This is a genomic window from Candidatus Auribacterota bacterium (assembly GCA_026392035.1).
Classification (GTDB): Bacteria; Auribacterota; Tritonobacteria; order UBA1439; family UBA1439; genus JAPLCX01.
The window spans coordinates 22169-38614 of record JAPLCX010000042.1; the positions used below are offsets into that span (position 1 = coordinate 22169).

Annotated in this window: 18 protein-coding genes and 1 pseudogene; 13 read left to right on the forward strand and 6 right to left on the reverse strand. The window is 60.2% G+C overall.

From position 1 onward, the window contains the following. Positions 1 to 52 precede the first annotated feature (52 nt). The 9 genes and pseudogenes from NTX71_03935 (at position 53) to NTX71_03975 (ending at position 6168) form a co-directional block, all read left to right on the forward strand. Entirely contained in the window at positions 53 to 808 is a 756-nt protein-coding gene (locus NTX71_03935) for a tetratricopeptide repeat protein (protein MCX6339054.1), read from the forward strand. Positions 809 to 869: 61 nt separating this feature from the next. Next, entirely contained in the window at positions 870 to 1361 is a 492-nt protein-coding gene (locus tag NTX71_03940; GenBank protein ID MCX6339055.1) for a 4Fe-4S binding protein, read from the forward strand. Between the two features lie 21 nt (positions 1362 to 1382). Further along, positions 1383 to 2309, forward strand: coding sequence for an NADH-quinone oxidoreductase subunit H (locus NTX71_03945; protein MCX6339056.1), 927 nt, complete (start codon positions 1383 to 1385; stop codon positions 2307 to 2309). Positions 2310 to 2414: 105 nt separating this feature from the next. Next, entirely contained in the window at positions 2415 to 2834 is a 420-nt protein-coding gene (nuoB, locus tag NTX71_03950; protein MCX6339057.1) for an NADH-quinone oxidoreductase subunit NuoB, read from the forward strand. 26 nt (positions 2835 to 2860) lie between these two features. Then, positions 2861 to 3325, forward strand: coding sequence for an NADH-quinone oxidoreductase subunit C (locus tag NTX71_03955; protein MCX6339058.1), 465 nt, complete (start codon positions 2861 to 2863; stop codon positions 3323 to 3325). 118 nt (positions 3326 to 3443) lie between these two features. After that, entirely contained in the window at positions 3444 to 4640 is a 1197-nt protein-coding gene (locus NTX71_03960) for a nickel-dependent hydrogenase large subunit (protein ID MCX6339059.1), read from the forward strand. 42 nt (positions 4641 to 4682) lie between these two features. Beyond that, positions 4683 to 5045 (forward strand): annotated as a pseudogene (locus tag NTX71_03965) (four helix bundle protein). Positions 5046 to 5087: 42 nt separating this feature from the next. Next, positions 5088 to 5702, forward strand: coding sequence for a 4Fe-4S dicluster domain-containing protein (locus NTX71_03970; protein MCX6339060.1), 615 nt, complete (start codon positions 5088 to 5090; stop codon positions 5700 to 5702). Beyond that, positions 5680 to 6168 carry a hydrogenase 3 maturation endopeptidase HyCI gene (locus tag NTX71_03975; GenBank protein MCX6339061.1) on the forward strand — a complete coding sequence of 163 codons (489 nt, stop codon included), beginning with the start codon at positions 5680 to 5682 and terminating at the stop codon, positions 6166 to 6168. The genes NTX71_03970 and NTX71_03975 overlap by 23 nt, the downstream gene beginning before the upstream one ends. Before the next feature lie 9 nt (positions 6169 to 6177). On the opposite strand, the gene hemC is transcribed toward NTX71_03975, so the two are convergent. Then, a complete protein-coding gene (hemC, locus tag NTX71_03980) occupies positions 6178 to 7092 on the reverse strand; it encodes a hydroxymethylbilane synthase (protein MCX6339062.1) in 915 nt (304 codons plus the stop codon). Between the two features lie 197 nt (positions 7093 to 7289). Between hemC and NTX71_03985 the strand changes: the two genes are divergently transcribed. The 4 genes from NTX71_03985 to NTX71_04000 all read left to right on the forward strand — a co-directional run bounded on the left by NTX71_03985 (position 7290) and on the right by NTX71_04000 (position 11410). Continuing rightward, positions 7290 to 8480 (forward strand): radical SAM protein, encoded by a 1191-nt coding sequence (locus tag NTX71_03985; GenBank protein MCX6339063.1) that lies wholly within the window; start codon positions 7290 to 7292, stop codon positions 8478 to 8480. Positions 8481 to 8504: 24 nt separating this feature from the next. After that, complete coding sequence (locus NTX71_03990) at positions 8505 to 9587, forward strand: radical SAM protein (protein ID MCX6339064.1); 1083 nt, start codon at positions 8505 to 8507, stop codon at positions 9585 to 9587. 91 nt (positions 9588 to 9678) lie between these two features. After that, complete coding sequence (locus NTX71_03995; protein ID MCX6339065.1) at positions 9679 to 10611, forward strand: hypothetical protein; 933 nt, start codon at positions 9679 to 9681, stop codon at positions 10609 to 10611. A gap of 307 nt (positions 10612 to 10918) precedes the next feature. After that, entirely contained in the window at positions 10919 to 11410 is a 492-nt protein-coding gene (locus tag NTX71_04000; protein ID MCX6339066.1) for a hypothetical protein, read from the forward strand. Between the two features lie 55 nt (positions 11411 to 11465). Here the strand turns inward: NTX71_04000 and NTX71_04005 are convergent, their stop codons facing one another. The 5 genes from NTX71_04005 to NTX71_04025 form a co-directional block, all read right to left on the reverse strand. Then, positions 11466 to 12101, reverse strand: coding sequence for an ABC-type transport auxiliary lipoprotein family protein (locus NTX71_04005; protein MCX6339067.1), 636 nt, complete (start codon positions 12099 to 12101; stop codon positions 11466 to 11468). Positions 12102 to 12163: 62 nt separating this feature from the next. After that, the gene (locus NTX71_04010; GenBank protein ID MCX6339068.1) at positions 12164 to 12907 is read right to left on the reverse strand and encodes an MlaD family protein; all 744 of its coding nucleotides are present in this window, start codon (positions 12905 to 12907) and stop codon (positions 12164 to 12166) included. 66 nt (positions 12908 to 12973) lie between these two features. After that, complete coding sequence (locus NTX71_04015; GenBank protein MCX6339069.1) at positions 12974 to 13753, reverse strand: ATP-binding cassette domain-containing protein; 780 nt, start codon at positions 13751 to 13753, stop codon at positions 12974 to 12976. A 116-nt stretch (positions 13754 to 13869) separates the two neighbouring features. After that, positions 13870 to 14967: an ABC transporter permease gene (locus NTX71_04020; protein ID MCX6339070.1), complete on the reverse strand. Its 1098-nt coding sequence runs from the start codon at positions 14965 to 14967 to the stop codon at positions 13870 to 13872. Between the two features lie 137 nt (positions 14968 to 15104). After that, entirely contained in the window at positions 15105 to 16277 is a 1173-nt protein-coding gene (locus tag NTX71_04025) for a hypothetical protein (GenBank protein MCX6339071.1), read from the reverse strand. Positions 16278 to 16446 lie beyond the last annotated feature (169 nt).

The following is a 16446-nucleotide window of genomic DNA, read 5'->3' on the forward strand; positions in this document are numbered from 1 at the left end:
CTGCCCCCTACGCCCTGCTCTCTTCACCCTGTAGTTCCAAGGAGGAACTACAATGACCAAATGCGCCGGTTGCGGAACAGACAACCCGCAGAAGAGTAAGTTCTGCGGCGAATGCGGCATGAAGCTCAAAGAAACCTCTGCCGAAGTTCACATGGATCGTGGGTACGCCGCCCTCCGACGGGGTGCGGTGGAGCAGGCCATAGAAGAGTATAAGGAAGCGCTCAGGCTCGACCCATCTGCCTCGCGTGCCCACAGGGAGCTCGCCTCGATCTACTACCACCGTAACATGCTCAAGGAGGCGCTGGAGGAAAACAAGGAGGCAGTGGCGCTCGACCCTGATTTCGGCATCGCGCACTACGAGCTGGGGACGGCGTATTACCGGCTCGGGCGGTTCGATGAGGCGATTGAAGCATACAAGAACGCGGTCAGGGCGCACCCCTCGCTCTACCTCGCGTACTTCAGGCTCGGCTTGATCTACTATTACCGGGGGCACCCCGACAAGGCGATCGAGATGTACGAGAAGGCGCTTGAACTCAATCCCTCTTTCAAGGTCATACACTATCACCTCGCGATCGCATACGCGCGGCGGGGGCTGCTCAAGGAGACGATAGAACAGTTCAAGATCGTGCTCCAGATGGATCCGAAGATGGCCGCCGCCCACTATCACATCGGCTGCGCCTACTACTACAAGGGCGATCTGGATAAGGCGATGGCGCACTTTGAAAAGTCACTCGAACTCGATCCTCAGGATGAGCGGTCGGCGCGTAACCTGAGGACACTGAAAGATTTGAGGGGAAAATTCTTTTAAATCCCAGGTTATAGAAGCTGACATTATTTGGGATTTTGGATTTTGACATTGGGATTTCCGTATGAAGCCTCTGCTCATCAACCTCGACATCTGCAGCGCGTGCCCGCAGTGCGTCATCGAATGCAGCTACTATTATCATCCGGGAAACAGGGGGATCGACCGGCTGCGGGAGCTCGTGACCTACGCCCTGGTGTGCCGGCGTTGTGAATACGGCACCTGCGTCCAGGCGTGTCCGGTCGAGGCGCTGGAGAGGGATAGCGCTGGTGTGCTGAGCAGGTATAGCATGCGCTGTATCGGCTGCGGGTCCTGCTCCCATGCATGCCCCTTCGGGACGATCTATCTCGACCTGCTGCCCTACCAGCTTTCCGGCTGCGACCTCTGCCGCGACAGGGCGCTGCGGTCGCCGCCGCTGTGCGTGCGGACATGTCCCTACGGGGCGTTGGGCTACCTGGAGGTTGAAGAGGATAAAGAAAAGGGAGTCTATCTGGTTGACGATGGCATCGCGGTCATTTCACACCACTGGGCGCGACATGGAAAAACAGTTCAAGGTTGAAAGTGTAACGCGTAAAGAATAATGGAAACTTTCCTGATCTACCTTATATTCCCGGGGTTCATCTTTACCGCGGCACTCGGCATGATGGCGCGCTGGCTGGACAGGAAGGTCACCGCAAGGCTCCAGTGGCGTGTCGGCCCCCCCTGGTATCAGTCATTCGCGGATATCGTCAAGCTCCTCGGGAAGCAGACAATCGTCCCCCCCGAGTGCCGGAAGCCGGCCTTTCTCCTCGCGCCGGTCCTGGGCCTTGCCGGTATGATTGCTGTCTCCGGCATGCTCGGTGCGGTCAGCCTGAATCCCGCGCGCGGCTTCGCGGGCGATCTCATCGCGGTGATCTGCATCCTCGCCGTGCCGTCGCTCGCGCTGTTCATCGGCGGGCGAGCGTCGGGGAACCCGCTCGCCGAGATTGGCGCGAGCCGGGAGATGAAGCTCATGGCGGCATATGGAATCCCGTTCATCCTCGCGGCGTTCACGCCCGCCGCGAAGGCAGGATTGACGGTGGCGCTCGGGGACATTCTCGCGTGCCAGCACGTGCGGGGAGCTCTCCTCTGGAGCCCCTCCGGCATCCTGGCGTTCATCGTCGGGCTCGTGTGCATGCAGGCCAGGCTGGGATTTGTCCCGTTCGATAGCCCCGAAGCGGAGACGGAAATCGAGGCCGGCCCGCTCACGGAGTATTCGGGAACCTTGCTCGCGATCTTCACCCTGATGAAAATGATGCTGGTGGTCATCGTGCCGTGGTTTCTGCTCATCCTTTTTGCCGGCGGCGTCCAATTTCAGGGGTGGGGGATCGCACGCTCGATGCTGCGGTATCTGCTCATGCTTATCATAGCGATCCTCGTCAAGAATACGAACCCGCGCATCCGTATTGACCAGGCGCTCAGGTTCTTCCGGGGGCCGGTGACCGTTGCCGCGGCGGCGGGCGTCGTGCTCGCGTTGCTTGGCTACTGACATGAAACGCATTGCACGTGAAGAGTGAAGCGTGGAACGTGAAGCGTATGATGTCGTATATTCGCTTCACGCTTCACGAACGACGATTCACGTGCACGAGGTGTTATGAGTCTAAAATCGTGGGCCTTCAAAAAGTCTCCGTGGGTCTTCCATCTCTCCGCGGGCTCATGCAATAACTGCGACATTGAGATTCTGGACTGCCTCACGCCGCGTTACGATGTGGAGCGCTTCGGCATTCTCCTCGTCGGGAGCATCCGCCACGCCGACATCCTCCTCGTGACCGGCGCCGTCAACAGGAAGGTCGCGCCCAGGATCCGTGAGCTCTATGACATGGCCCCAAGGCCGTGCCTCGTGGTTGCGTGTGGAACATGCGCCTGCGGGCAGCACATGTTCAAAGAGAGCTACCATACGATGGAGCCGCTCGACGCCCGTGTGCCGGTGAGTGTATATGTCCCCGGCTGCCCCCCGAAGCCGGAGGCGCTCATCAGCGGTATTGTGAGAGCGTTGCAACAGTTCAAGGTGTAAAGTCTAAAGTATAAGGTTAAAGAAGTATGAACGCCATGCTGGAAGTGATCAGGGAAGGCCTCAAGGACGACGTCGCCAACTGGGATGAGCGCCGCGGCCGGCGGGTCTACTGCGATGTGCCCCGGGATAAAATTGCCGAGGTTGCCCGCGCGCTCGTCGAGACGTACCGTCTGCGCTTCATCACAGCCTCGGGGACCGATACGCGATTCGCCGTGGAGATCCTCTATCATTTTTCAGTGGATGAAGAGGGCGCGGTCCTGTCGTTGCGCGTTGCCCTGCCGAAGGATGCTGCGCTGAGTTCCCCGAATGAGCATCTCGAGGTTGACTCACTCGCACCTTTCCTGAAGGCGGCCGAGTGGATCGAGCGAGAGATGCAGGAGATGCTCGGCGTGACCTTCAGGGGCCACCCGGATCCGAAGCGGTTGTTGCTCGCATCCGACTGGCCCGCGGGGAGCTATCCGCTGAGGAGGGAGAGTGAGGTGCCGGAGTGACTATAGCGCGCCCTTCAGGGAGCGGATGCGTGGATCGTATCGGCGTGGGGGCGTGTCGGCGTTTCGGGGAACAGTAGTGCAGCGCATCCTTCGGGATTCGAGATAGAGATTATATGTTATGACAGAGAGAATAATATCCATAGGGCCGTACCATCCCCTCCAGGAGGAACCCGCGTGCTTTAAGCTCCACGTTGAGGGCGAGCGGGTGGTGAAACTCGACATCGAGCTCGGCTACAACCACAGGGGGATTGAGAAACTGGTTGAGTCGAAGTCGTATGATCAGGGCATCTTTCTCGTGGAGAGGATCTGCGGCATATGTTCCACGAGCCATCCGTTCGCGAGCGTCAACGCGCTGGAGAACCTCATCGGCGTCGAGATCCCCGAGCGCGCGCGGTATATCAGGAGCGTCGTCGGGGAACTCGAACGAATCCATTCCCACCTCCTCTGGCTCGGCCTGGCGGGCCACTTCCTGGGATACAACACCCTGTTCATGTGGGCCTGGAAGGCGCGGGAGATCGTCCTCAACCTGTTCGAGCGCATCAGCGGGAACCGGCAGAACTACGCGATGTTCAAGGCTGGCGGCGTGCGGCGTGACATCAGGGATGAAGAGATCCCCGACTATCTCAGGGAGCTCGCGCAGCTGACCCCCGCCCTGGACAGGTTCAGGGGGGCGGTGACGGACGATCCGGTATTTCACGCGCGGACGAAAGGCGTGGGGGTCCTCACCGCGGAGGATGTGCGCCGCTTCGGGGCGGTGGGGCCGCTGGCCAGGGCGTCAGGCGTTGACCATGATGTCAGGCGCGATGATCCCTACGCAGCCTATGACCGCGTTGAGTGGAAGGTGATCACTGCTCGCCACGGGGATGTGTATGACAAGGTGCTGGTGCGGATCCTCGAGATGTACGAATCGCTCGCCATCATCACGCAGTGCCTGAAGAAGCTTCCGCCGGGGGAAATTGACGCGAGGGTGAAGGATGTGCCGCCGGGAGAAGGGATCGGCCGGCACGAGGCGCCGCGCGGCGAGGTCTTCCACTACGTGAGGAGCGATGGCACGAACAGGCCGGCGCGCTACAAGATTCGCGCCCCGAGCTACATGAATGTCGCCACAAACGCCAAGGCGGTCGTCGGCGGAACGATAGCGGACGCGACGATCATCCTCGCCGCCGTGGACCCCTGCTACTGCTGCACGGAGCGGGCGGTCGCGGTCGATGTCGAGACGGGGAAAAAAATCTGGAGCGGGGAGGATCTCATCCGCATGTCACAGGAGAAGACGGCGCGATTGCGCGGCAACAGATCAATAGTTAGTAGTCAGTAGTTGGTAGTCAGGGGATAATGGTCAGAAGATGGGGAATAGGGGATGGAAAAGGCAGTCAGGTTTGAGGATCTGGGTGTATGGAGGAAAGCACATCAGCTCGTGATCTTAATCTACGATTTAACAAAACAGTTCCCGGCGGATGAGAAGTTTTGACTGGTTTCACAGATGAGGCGAGCTGCCGTTTCAATACCTGCAAACATTGCGGAGGGATTTAATAAGAGAGGGAAGAAAGACAAAATCAACTTCTATAATATTTCTCAAGGTTCTCTCGGCGAGCTGAGATACTATCTGCTGTTGGCAAGAGATCTTAAATATATGGGTGATATCTCTGAGAATGAGGTACTCATAGAAGAAATAGGGAGAATGCTGAATGGCTTGATCAGCAGGATACAGGGCTCCGTTTAACATTGACCCTAACTACTAGCTACTAACTACTGACTACTTGTTATGAGATTGCCCAAAATCCGCGAATTGGCCGCAGCGCTCCGCGCCCTCTTCGGCCGGCGGTATACCAGCGCGTTCCCCGCTGAAAAGGCGGTGGTCCCTCCCGGATTCCGCGGAGTGCCGCGCTTTGACGAAAAGGAGTGCATCGGGTGCGGCGCGTGCGCCATCGTCTGCCCCGCCAAGGACATCGAGGTTGCCGATGAGATACGTGAGGGGAAGGGAGTGAGGCGGCTCACCATTCACTACGACGACTGCATCTTCTGCGCCCAGTGCCACAGGAGCTGCCCCACGGAGAAGGGAGTGGTGATGACGGAGGAGTTTGATCTCGCCACCGTCAATCGCCACGGCCTGCGCCAGTCGGTTGAGAAGGAGCTCGTCCTCTGCGAGCGGTGCGGCGAGCAGGTGGCCGCGAGGGATCACCTCCTCTGGATTGCGCGGCGGGTCGGGGCGTCCGCCTATTCCAACCCCACGCTCATGCTCACGCTGCTCCAGCAGCTCTCGCCCGGGACGACGGCTCCGGCTGAAAGGGGCGGGCCCTCCGGGCGAAGTGACCGGGTGCGGGTGCTCTGCCCCCGATGCAGGAGGGCCTCGACGCTTGAGTTCTCACTGGAAAAATGAACTGGAGCGCCTCCTGCATCCGCGCATCGGGAAGCGCCTTGTCCTGGTCGGTGTGGGGAATCCGCTCAGGGGCGATGACGGCGTGGGGAGCCTCCTCGCACGGAGGATGCGCGAGCGGGGCAAGCCATTTGTGCTCGACGGGGGAACCGCGCCGGAGAACTGCGGCGAGCCTATCGCGGCGCTCGCACCCGAGACGGTGCTCGTGGTTGACGCGGCCCGCTGCGGCGGGGATGCGGGCGCGGTGAGAATCTTCAGGAGCGGGGAGATCGCCGGCGGGGCGCTCTCCACGCACGATCAGTCCCTGCGCGTCCTCGCGCACTACCTGAAGCGCCGGTGCGGATGCGAGATGCTCATCCTCGGCGTCGAGCCCGCGAGCGTTGGAATCGGTGAGGGGCTCAGCGCCCCCGTGCGGGCGGCACTGGATGAGATGGAGGCAGTACTGCTGGAGATCCTCCCCGACAAGTAGATATAGCCTTCATGGCAATCTGAGCAGCGCGTACGCACCCCGCGCGATCAATTCACCCGCGAGTCTTATCCCGAGTTCCAGCGGTTCCCGCATATTCCCTTCCATGCCTCCCCGCACCGCCTGCCTGCCGTCGGGGGAGAGCACGCACGCGAGCAGCGTGAGCCTGTCCTCCCCAATGGGTTCTGCGTATGCCCCGATGGGGATATGACATCCCCCTCCCAGCGCCTTCAGGAATGATTTCTCCACAGTGATTGCCGCATGGGATTGCGGATGGTTTATTGAGCGGGCGATCCGGAGCGCGTCGCTGTCGCCTTCCCTGACCTCGATCGCCAGGCAGCCCTGTCCCGGGGCGGGGATAAACGCCGGCGGCGTGAGTCGCTGCGTGATGACGCCGCTCATGCCGAGCCTCTGGAAGCCTGCTGCCGCCAGGATGATCGCCTCGCACGTCCCGTCTCGCAATTTCCCGAGCCGCGTGTCAATGTTGCCGCTCATGGGGACGACGCGCAGGTCCGGCCGCATGTTGAGTACCTGCGCCGCGCGCCTCGGGCTCGATGTCCCCACGCGCGCCCCGGTCTCGAGGTCGTAGAGGTCCTCTCCCTCTGGAGAGATGAACGCGTCGAACGGGTCTGCCCGTCGCGGCGCAGCGGCGATGATGAGGCCGGCGGGGTGCTCGGTGGGGAGGTCTTTCATGCTGTGCACGGCGAGATCACATCCTCCCCGGAGGAGCTCCTCCTCGATTTCCTTGACGAAGAGGCCCGTGGCGCCTTTCCCGCGTGCAGCGTGGCGGTCGCCCGCAGTGCGGATCGGCTTTATCTGGAATTCTATATTGGGATAGTTGAGCCGCAGCGCGCTGATGACCTCCTGCGCCTGGGCGAGCGCGAGTCTACTCCCCCGCGTACCGATGGTGATGACGCGTGTTTCCATAATGTGTGAACCACTGAGGGCACTACTGCAGACGAAAGTGTAAAGTTAAAGGTGTAAAGATCAATGTGGAGAAAATCCGCCTCATCCGCTCAATTCGCGGTTAATCTCTTAAGAATATTCTCTGCGGCCTCCATGTCCTCCGTGGTTTGGTTTGATCTTTAAACCTCTTCAGTATATCCCCTGGTAGCTGATGGTCAATGAGATTTCTCACCGCGAATGGTATAATCAGGCGGTCAGACGCCATGATTAACGTGACCAAACTCTACTGCGGGGGAACATTCGCGGGTGATCGCCTGCGCTATGCCGCCGGCGGCCGGACGGCCCCGGTGGTTGCGTGGAACTGCACGGCGCGCTGCAACCTGTGCTGCCGTCACTGCTACAGCGATGCGGGAGTGCGTGACTCAGGGGATGAGCTGAACGGGGCCGAGGCGAGAAGGATGATCGCGGATCTCGCGCGGTACGGCGTTCCCGTCCTCCTCTTTTCGGGAGGTGAGCCGCTCCTCAGGCCCGACCTCATGGAGCTCGGCGCGTGGGCGGCGGCGAAGGGTATCCGGACTGTCCTCTCGACAAACGGAACCCTCATCGGGAAGGAAGAGGCGGCGGCCATCCGCGGGAGCGGATTCTCCTACGTGGGGATAAGCCTTGATGGCGTGGGGAGCGACAATGACCGTTTCCGCGGGATGCCGGGCGCTTTTCAGAAAGCGGTGGAGGGTATGAGACGGTGTCTGAACGCGGGCATTAAAACAGGACTGCGCGTGACGCTGACCAGGCAGAACCGTGCGAGCCTTGAACCGCTCCTGGACCTCGCGCAGACCGAGGGGCTCGCGCGCGTGTGCGTGTATCACCTTGTCTATTGCGGGCGGGGTATGGCCGAGGACGATCTGGCCGCTGGCGAGGTGCGCGGCGTCATGGACATTATCCTTCGCAGGGCACGAGAGTTCCACTCGGTTGACAGGGAGTTCGAGATACTGACCGTTGATAATCATGCCGACGGAGTGTACCTCTATCTCAGGCTGCGCGCGGAGGAGCCGGCGCGTGCGGTCGCCGCCCGCGCCCTTCTTGAAAACGCGGGAGGGAACCGCTCCGCCATCGGGATCGCGTGCGTCGATGCGTCTGGTGCGGTGTATCCCGACCAGTTCATGCGGCAGTCCCCCGTGGGGAGTGTGAGAGAGAGGTTGTTTTCGGAGATATGGAGCGACGCGGGGAATGCCCTGCTCGCCGCCCTCAGGGATCGGAAGGGATTGCTCCGGGGGAAATGCGGACGCTGCTCATGGAAGGAAATATGCAACGGCAACATGCGGGCGAGGGCGCTCGCCGTGCATGGCGACCTCTGGGCTGAAGATCCTGCCTGTTATCTGACGGAAGAGGAAATCGCGGGGGCCCGGTAAAAGACCACGCAGCATGAAGGGGGAATGAGAGCGTCCATGGAGCAGCATCCGCTGAAGGTGCTTTTCTGGGAGGCGACGTCGGCGTGCAATCTCCGCTGCCGCCACTGCCGGCGGATGCCCGCAGGTGCGGGGGCCGGCGCGCGCGAGCTTACGACAGATGAGGCGAAGAGCTGGATCAAAGATGTCGCCGCCTGGTGCCGTCCGCTCCTTATCCTGAGCGGCGGTGAACCGCTGATGAGAGCCGATATAGTTGAGCTCGCTGCGTACGCGGGGAGGCGGGGATTGGCTGTCGCGCTCGCGACGAACGGCGTGCTGATGACGGGTGAGATCGCGGGGGAGCTCCGTCGCGCGGGGGTGCGGCGGGTGAGCGTCAGCCTGGATGGTGCGAGGGCGGGGACGCACGATGGAATGCGAGGGGTAGGAGGTGCGTTTGACGCAGCGCTGAACGCCCTCAGGATCCTCAGGGCGGCGGCCGTGAGCGCGCAGATAAACATGACGGTGTGCAGGGGGAATCGGGGTGAGATTGAGCAAATCTTTATTCTTGCCGAAAGGGAAGGGCTCCAGGCGGTCCACTTTTTTGTTTTTGTCCCCGTGGGATGCGGCCTCACATTCGAAAAAGACCAGGCCCTCTCCGCGGTCGAGTGCGAAGAGCTGCTGCGCTGGTTCCGGACGCATGCGCATCCCCAGGGACTCGAGGTGAGGCTGACCTGCGCCCCTCAGTACCAGCGGATTCTCGCGGAACACGGCGTGTGGCCCGAGGAGAGTGCGCCACGTAGAGTGGGGGAGCCTGCCCGGAGAAGCGCGGCGAGGCCGGCCGGATGCCTCGGGGGAAAGAGCGTCTGTTTCGTTTCTCATGCGGGGGAGGTTTTCCCATGCGGTTATCTGCCCGTCGCAGCGGGCAGTATACGCGAGCGGAGTTTGAGAGAGATATGGGAAAGGTCGGCCCTCTTCCTTGAGCTCAGGGATGAGGATAGGCTCGGAGCCCCCTGTGGGACGTGCGCATATAAGGTGACGTGCGGGGGGTGCCGCGCCCGCGCGTATGCGGCGACTGGAAATTATCTGGGGGGAGACAGGTTGTGTATAAATCCTCCACCTCCCGAAGCGTAAGCGCAGGGAAATAAATCCCCCGACTGCGCCAAGGCTCCGTCGGGCAGGCAAATCCCAAAAAGGAATAAATAGGCTGAACATCCCGGACAAAGTGCTCCTTGACGAAATTCAGCGCCGGTTCCCCCTCTGCGCGCGGCCATACGCTCAATTGGGCGAAAGGCTGAATCTCAGCGAGGCCGGGGTATTGCGCCGGCTGCGGATACACAAGGGGAATGGTCTCATTCGCCGGATCGGGCCCGTGTATGATGTGGGGGCATGTGGACTCACCACTGTCCTCATCGCGCTCTCCGTGCCGCCCTCGCGGGTGATTCGGGCCGCCGCCTGCATAAACTCATATGAAGGTGTCACTCACAATTATCTAAGGCGACATCCGCTCAACATCTGGTTCACGCTCACCTGCCGTGATCGGGCCGCCCAGAGGGCTGTTCTCAGGGAGATAAAAAGAAAGGTCTCACCCCTGCGTTATCTCGAGCTGCCTTCGAAGAAGGTGTTTAAGCTCGGCGTCGTGGTTGATCTCGGCGTGCCGGCGGGGAGGCGGTTGAAAACAGGAGGAGAATATCCCTATCGCGCAAGGATGAAGTCGCGCCCGGCGCCATGGGGGCGCTCATCTATCGGGAAGATTTCATCTGATCTCCCCCTTGTATCCACACCATTCCCGAGGGGAGCGCTGAAGGCGATACGGCTTCTGGCCGCATCCGGGCGCATCCGGCGGTTCGGCGCCATACTGGACGGGCGCCGCCTCGGCTTCCGCTTCAATGCCCTCGTGGCATGGAAAGCCGGTCCCCGGCGGATCGAAGAAGCGGGACGGCGGCTGGCCTCGTTCCCCCAGGTGAGCCATTGTTATGCGCGGGCGAAGCCGCCGTCATGGCCCTATGACCTCTACACGATGATCCACGCGAGGGACGGCACGCGCGGGGGGGAGCTGATTGCGGATATGTCGCGCGCCGCGGGGACCGCCGACTATGTCGTGCTGGAGACGGTGCGCCAGCTGAAACGCTCGTCCGTCGCACCGCCCGTGCGGTGAGGTGTCTAATTTCTGCCCTCATCTGCTGCAGCCGACACTTCAGTGTCGGCGCTGCAAATCAGTTGAACCCCCCGTTGAGAATCCATGGTCACAACGAATGCGTTATAAACTTTCTCAGCGCTTCCGGGGTGCGGTGTGCTATAATCAACGCTTCTGATTTAAAAAGGCGACGTGCCCGACAGTTTGCATTCTACATCTTTCGTAGCCGACACTTCAGTGTCGGCGAGCAATATATTCTTGGAAATCGAGAAGGACGTGAACGTTCCGACGTATCATTTCAAAAGGGGAGAGGAATAGGAGGGGGGCGATGTTCAATATCGGCGATACGGTGGTGTACAAGGGCCACGGCCTTGTGAAAGTTGTCGGCATTCCGAAGAGCAGGCTCGAGGGAGCCGGTGCGGGAGAGGAGGCCTACTACATGCTCAAGTCGGCGCGCACGCCGCTGAGCGGGACCAAACTCCTGGTCAAGGTGAGCGGGGCGGAGAAGGTCCTCCGCTATCCGATGAGCAGTGAGGGAGCGAAAGAGCTCGTCGCGCTGCTCGATGAAGAGGCCGCCGAGCTCCCCGAAGACCACATGGAACGGATGCGCATCCTGGATGAGATTGCGGACAGGAACGACTGGAAAGAGCTCGCGGCGCTCGTGCGAGATTATCGGGAGAGCAAGCTCCTGAATCTGGATCGGGTGGAAATTAAGAGAATCAAGGCTATCTCGCGCAATCTCGCGGAGGAAATCTGCTACGTCCTCAAGATGAACCGCCCCGCCCTCAAGGGCAAGTTATCCATCAGGTCGGTAGCGTGATGGTGGCGGGGTGCCGTATCGCCCCCGACACACCCCTGATTGTCCCGGTTGCGGCCTACATGCTGCCCTTTGTCTCCCTGCCTTTTTCCGTTGTTTCTGAGAATCCCTGAAGTGCGGCTGACTTCTCCATGTCAGCGATCGCGTCATTGATCCCTTTGGAGACGGCCGCGCTCATCGCCTCGACAAATTTACCTTTGTCTTTCTGCGCCACGCGAGCCTTCGCGTCGTAGGACCACACCGGCTGCCCGCTGTTGCCCCGGAGCAGCTCCAGGGTCAACTCGCATTCGGCGGAGTTGCCCGCCTTGGTGACAACCTGGTCAAAATTCACGATCGCACTCTGAAGGATGAGGTCGGGATTTACCACGATGTCGATGGGGTCGACCCGCTGGAACAGGCCCGAATCCTTGAGCGCATCAAGGAGCGCCCTCCGCACCATCTCCGCCGGTTGCTCGACCCACTGGCTGTACTCATAGAAGCCGACTTCGTATTCGGAGGTGCGGTATACCATCTGGTCCTGGTATCGCGAGGGGGCGCGGACGTTGTTGACCGCGACCGTCAGCGGGAGTTGTTTTTCAGACCTGGGAACGACGAGGTCCGTCTCGATGAGGTAGTAATATGTCCGCACCGATCTGCACGACGAGAGGCAGAGGAGAATGCTAAAGAGCGCGAGAATATTTATGATAGTTTTCATCATAACCTCCATTCATTTTCACATTTAAATTTTGACTTTACACTTTCTGCCTTAGGCTGTTGTTAACGCGCATGCGGGTGTTCAGGCATCGGTATCCCCCAGAAAACGGATGCGGGGTTCTGGTTCAGGCGCATGAACACCCTGTTCGCCTGGACGATCGCCTCTCGGAGGGCTCTCATGGTCTGGGTTATTTCGTATTCACTGTTGAGCATCGTCCCCCGTGTGGTCTGGAGAAACGTGGTGACCTCTGCGAAGGTCTTATTGGCCGTTTGTATCGTCGTATCGGCATTGCGCACGAGCGCGCCGAGACGGTCAGCCTTTACATCCCCGATCGACTGGTCAATCTTGGTGAGGATTTGCGAAATGTTCTCGAGTATCTTGGGCAGGTCCGACGCCATATTTTCCAGGATGGAAGGCTGGGAGGCGATAAAAGACCCCGCCGGCAGCACCGGCTCGCTCGGCTCGCCTCCCGCGAGCTCGATCTGCATGCCTCCCATGAGGTTTCCCATGGCGAGCGTGGCGATCGTGCCCTCCCTCAGGGTGACTTTATTGGCCGCGATCCCCACGGTCACAAGTGTTTCATTTTCTTCCGTCACGCGGATATCCTGGACCTTCCCGACGGGGACGCCCCGGTAGAGGACGTCGCAGTCTTTGCCGAGGCCCCGCACGCTCTCGATGAACTTGATGTAGTACGTTTCCATCGGCTGCCTGTTTTTCACCGACACGGTTGCAAAGAGCGCGATGATCAGCCCCAGCCCCGTAATGAGGAAGACGCCCACCTTTACCTTCTGTGCCCTTGTTGCCACGTCACATCTCCTTTTTTATGGTACGTTACACTTTATACCTTAGGCCTTCAACTATCTTTCCACTTTTCAGTGTTCATTGTCGTTCCGCGCCTCGATTGCCTTGTCCGGCTGCCTGTCGAAGAACTGGCGCACGCGGGGTACATCGCTCTTCTCTGCGCCATCGAGAGTTCCCATGAAGATGATGCGTCCACGGTCGAGCATGAGGACCCTGTCGGCGACCGTGCGTATGGATTCGAGCTCGTGTGTGATGACAACCATCGTCACCCCCGTCAGCCGCCGCATGTCGAGGATGAGCTTGTCGAGCCCCGCGGCCATGATCGGGTCGAGCCCCGCGGACGGCTCGTCAAAGAACACGATCTCCGGGTCCATGGCGATGGAGCGCGCGAACCCGACCCTTTTCTTCATCCCCCCGGAGAGCTCGTCCGGCATCCGATCGCCGTAGTTCCCCAGTCCGACGAGGCTGAGTTTCATCCGCACCAGGGTGTCTCGCAACTCCGCGTCCGTGGCGCCGTATTCTTCTATCGGGAGCCCCACGTTCTCCGCGACGCTCATGGAGTTGAAGAGCGCCCCTGATTGGAACGTGATGCCGATCCTCTGCAGCAGCCGTGCGCGCTCGTCATCGTCCATCTTCGTGAGATCTTTGCCCCAGTACAGAATCTCGCCGGCGGCGGGCGCGAGCAGCCCCACCATGTGCCTGAGGAGGGTGGTTTTCCCGCATCCCGACCCCCCGATCACGACGAGTATCTCCCCCTCGCAGACGCCGAACGAGATCCCGTCGAGCACGAGCTGCTCATCATAGCGCGCCACGAGATTGCGCACCTCAATTATCGGCGTGCCCTTATTCATTCCCCATCGCCATATTCTGTAGCCGACACTTTAGCGCACCCTTTAGGGTGCGGATTGCCTTCCCTGTAGCGCGACCCGTAGCACACCCTTCAGGGTGCGGCGCTCGGCGCCATTTTCTACAAAAAGAAATAAAATATCAAAGCGAATATCAGATCGGCGACCACGATGAAGAAGACATCCATGACTACCGCGCGCGTCGTCGCGAGACCTACGCCCCTCGCCCCGCCGGTCACCCTGAGGCCGTTGTGGCATCCCACGAGGACGATGATTATGGCGAAGACGAATGATTTTACCCCGCCCTGGGCGAGGTCGCGCACCGTCGCCGCGAGGAGCGTCTGGGCCCACCAGCTTTGGAAGGTGAAACCCAGGGAGAATACACCGAGGACGAAGCCGCCCGCCACGCCCGTGACGAACCCTATCGCCGTCAGTATCGGCATCGCGATGAGTATGGCGATCACTTTCGGTGCGATCAGGAACTTCGCCACGCTGAGCCCCATCCCCTTCAGCGCATCGATCTCCTCATACACCTTCATCGTGGCGAGCTCAGCGGCAATGGCGGAACCAGTGCGCGCGGAGACCACGATGCCGGTCATCACCACCGCGAGCTCCTTGGCGAAGCCGATCACGACGAGGTTCGCAACAAAGATCTGGACGCCGAAGGTGCCGGCCTGGGCTGCCGAGAGCATCGCGATGACGAGGCCGAGGAGGAAGTTGAGCAGCGAGACGATGCCGATCGCCTTCACCCCTGTCTCATTGAGCTCGGTGAGCAGCGATTTCCACTTGAGGCCGCGCCCTTCGAACGGGGCGATGAACGACCAGTAGACCGCGTCAATGACCAGGCGGCATGCGTCCTTGAGCTCTTCCAGTGCCGCGAACGCCTTTTCACCGATGGTTTCAAGGAAAAGTTTGCGTTGCGGCGCCGGTTCGGTTCCGGTCTTGAAGCCTTCCCAGACAAGGTTGATAAAATCCGCCACCTCGCCGCTCGCGCCGTCCACGGTGACCGTCAGCCCCGCTCGCTCCGCGGTGCGCGCGGCGCGCATGAGCCAGGCGGCGCCCCTGCTGCCGATATCCGCCGCGTCTTTGAGGTTTATCGAGAGATGGTCGCTCCCCTCCGAGATGATGCGCGACACTTCTTGTAGAATGCGCGCTCCATCCTCATCGGTGATCCGGCCGCGGACATACACTGTGTGCTTAGAGGAAACTGGATTTCCCATGATCAGCCACGTGGTTGGCTCTTGTCGAGATAGAGTATATCAGAAAAAGAGATATCAGTGTCCCGAGGTAAGGCCTCAGTTACGCGGGGGCAGGGAATCCGTGCATATAGTAGTAATCACTACGGCCATTCACGATTCTATCGATTCCTGCGCCCGCGCGGAACCATCACACCGGATTGCTGCAACTCGCTGCGGGGTATGCCGTACTTCTCGGAGAGGTCCCGGATCCCCCTCGCCTTTTCCATTTGCACCCTCTGCCGTAGGTTATCGAGGTCTGTCTCTTCGAGCCCCTGCATGCGCCTTTGTATTCGTTGCTTCTCGTTCTCGGGGGCTGCGGCTAATTGTGCCTCAAGCTCTCCCATCATCTGGTTTTTTCTCTGAATCACCTGCTCATCGGTGGGCCTTGTCGACATATTTGAGATTGCATCGTTGAAGTCTTTCCGGTACTGCTCCCGCTGCCCCTCCGGGACGAGCGGCGCGTAATCCTGCACGAAGGCGTTCAGGTTATTCGTGATCTCTTTTATCTCCGGCCCCCACCTGGTTCGGGGGGGAGGGGTTATCCCGTAGTCACTCAGCTCATCGCGTGAAATGTTGTATTCAGCCATCAGTCGGCCCAGCTCCTCGTTGTTGTCAAGTTGCTGGTAATGGTTGAGAATCCCCTCTAGGTCCTCGCCGCTCGCGTTCTTTATCTTCTCCATGCGGTTTCCAAGCTCTTCCTTCTCGTCCTCGTCGGTCTCCGCCGCGATTTTATCGCGCAGATCTCCGAGCGTTCTCTCTTTTCTCTGGAGCGCCGGTTCTTTCTGTGCCTGCGCCCTCAGTGATGCCAGGAAGGCGCCGAATTCCTTCTGGTACTTATCTTGTCGCCCCTCTGCAATGGAATTCTCATACTCGCTCACGAATTGCTCGAGCATGGAGATGTTTCCCGGTATGGCGGAAATTCCGGTGGGGGAAGTCTCCGCGGTGCCTTCCGGTTGGGCCCCGGGCTGCACCGCTGTCGCCAGTGCCTTTTTTTGCCCCAGCTCGCGAGCGGAGAGTGCGGACGCCGCGGGGCGTATCTTCTTTTCAACAGACCGCCTCTTTGCCTCGGCGAGCTCAGTGCCGCGCGCGCGGAGTTCCCTTTCGCGGGCGGCGAGTTTCTGCTTGTAGGTATCGATCTGGGCAGTGTACATGGCCTCCAGTTTCACGATCTCTTTTCTGTTCTGCTCCTGGAGCTTGATGAAACGCTCCCGATAATCATCCCTCTTCCCGCAGCCCGCGCTCGTGAGGAGCGCTGTGGAAATTCCTATGCATACTATAGTTCTCGCGAGCATAATCATTGCCTCCCCGGTTGCCCCCTTTGCGCATACGGAATAACAAGTATTCCGGATCGTGTGTTCGAACACACATTTTATCACGGGAGGGCCGCCTGTATCAACGAACATTACCGGTTCTCCCTCGCCCTGTGCGGGTAAGCTCAAAATCAAATCCCCTCGTCGAAGG

Coding starts and splice junctions, on each gene's coding strand:
- NTX71_03990 (MCX6339064.1), top strand. CDS start 8,505: ATGAGAGCGTCCATGGAGCAGCATCCGCTGAAGGTGCTTTTCTGGGAG.
- NTX71_03940 (MCX6339055.1), top strand. CDS start 870: ATGAAGCCTCTGCTCATCAACCTCGACATCTGCAGCGCGTGCCCGCAG.
- NTX71_04020 (MCX6339070.1), bottom strand. CDS start 14,967: ATGGGAAATCCAGTTTCCTCTAAGCACACAGTGTATGTCCGCGGCCGG.
- NTX71_04005 (MCX6339067.1), bottom strand. CDS start 12,101: ATGAAAACTATCATAAATATTCTCGCGCTCTTTAGCATTCTCCTCTGC.
- hemC (MCX6339062.1), bottom strand. CDS start 7,092: ATGGAAACACGCGTCATCACCATCGGTACGCGGGGGAGTAGACTCGCG.
- NTX71_03955 (MCX6339058.1), top strand. CDS start 2,861: ATGAACGCCATGCTGGAAGTGATCAGGGAAGGCCTCAAGGACGACGTC.
- NTX71_03945 (MCX6339056.1), top strand. CDS start 1,383: ATGGAAACTTTCCTGATCTACCTTATATTCCCGGGGTTCATCTTTACC.
- NTX71_03960 (MCX6339059.1), top strand. CDS start 3,444: ATGACAGAGAGAATAATATCCATAGGGCCGTACCATCCCCTCCAGGAG.
- NTX71_04025 (MCX6339071.1), bottom strand. CDS start 16,277: ATGCTCGCGAGAACTATAGTATGCATAGGAATTTCCACAGCGCTCCTC.
- NTX71_04000 (MCX6339066.1), top strand. CDS start 10,919: ATGTTCAATATCGGCGATACGGTGGTGTACAAGGGCCACGGCCTTGTG.
- NTX71_03985 (MCX6339063.1), top strand. CDS start 7,290: ATGAGATTTCTCACCGCGAATGGTATAATCAGGCGGTCAGACGCCATG.
- NTX71_03935 (MCX6339054.1), top strand. CDS start 53: ATGACCAAATGCGCCGGTTGCGGAACAGACAACCCGCAGAAGAGTAAG.
- NTX71_03970 (MCX6339060.1), top strand. CDS start 5,088: ATGAGATTGCCCAAAATCCGCGAATTGGCCGCAGCGCTCCGCGCCCTC.
- NTX71_04015 (MCX6339069.1), bottom strand. CDS start 13,753: ATGAATAAGGGCACGCCGATAATTGAGGTGCGCAATCTCGTGGCGCGC.
- nuoB (MCX6339057.1), top strand. CDS start 2,415: ATGAGTCTAAAATCGTGGGCCTTCAAAAAGTCTCCGTGGGTCTTCCAT.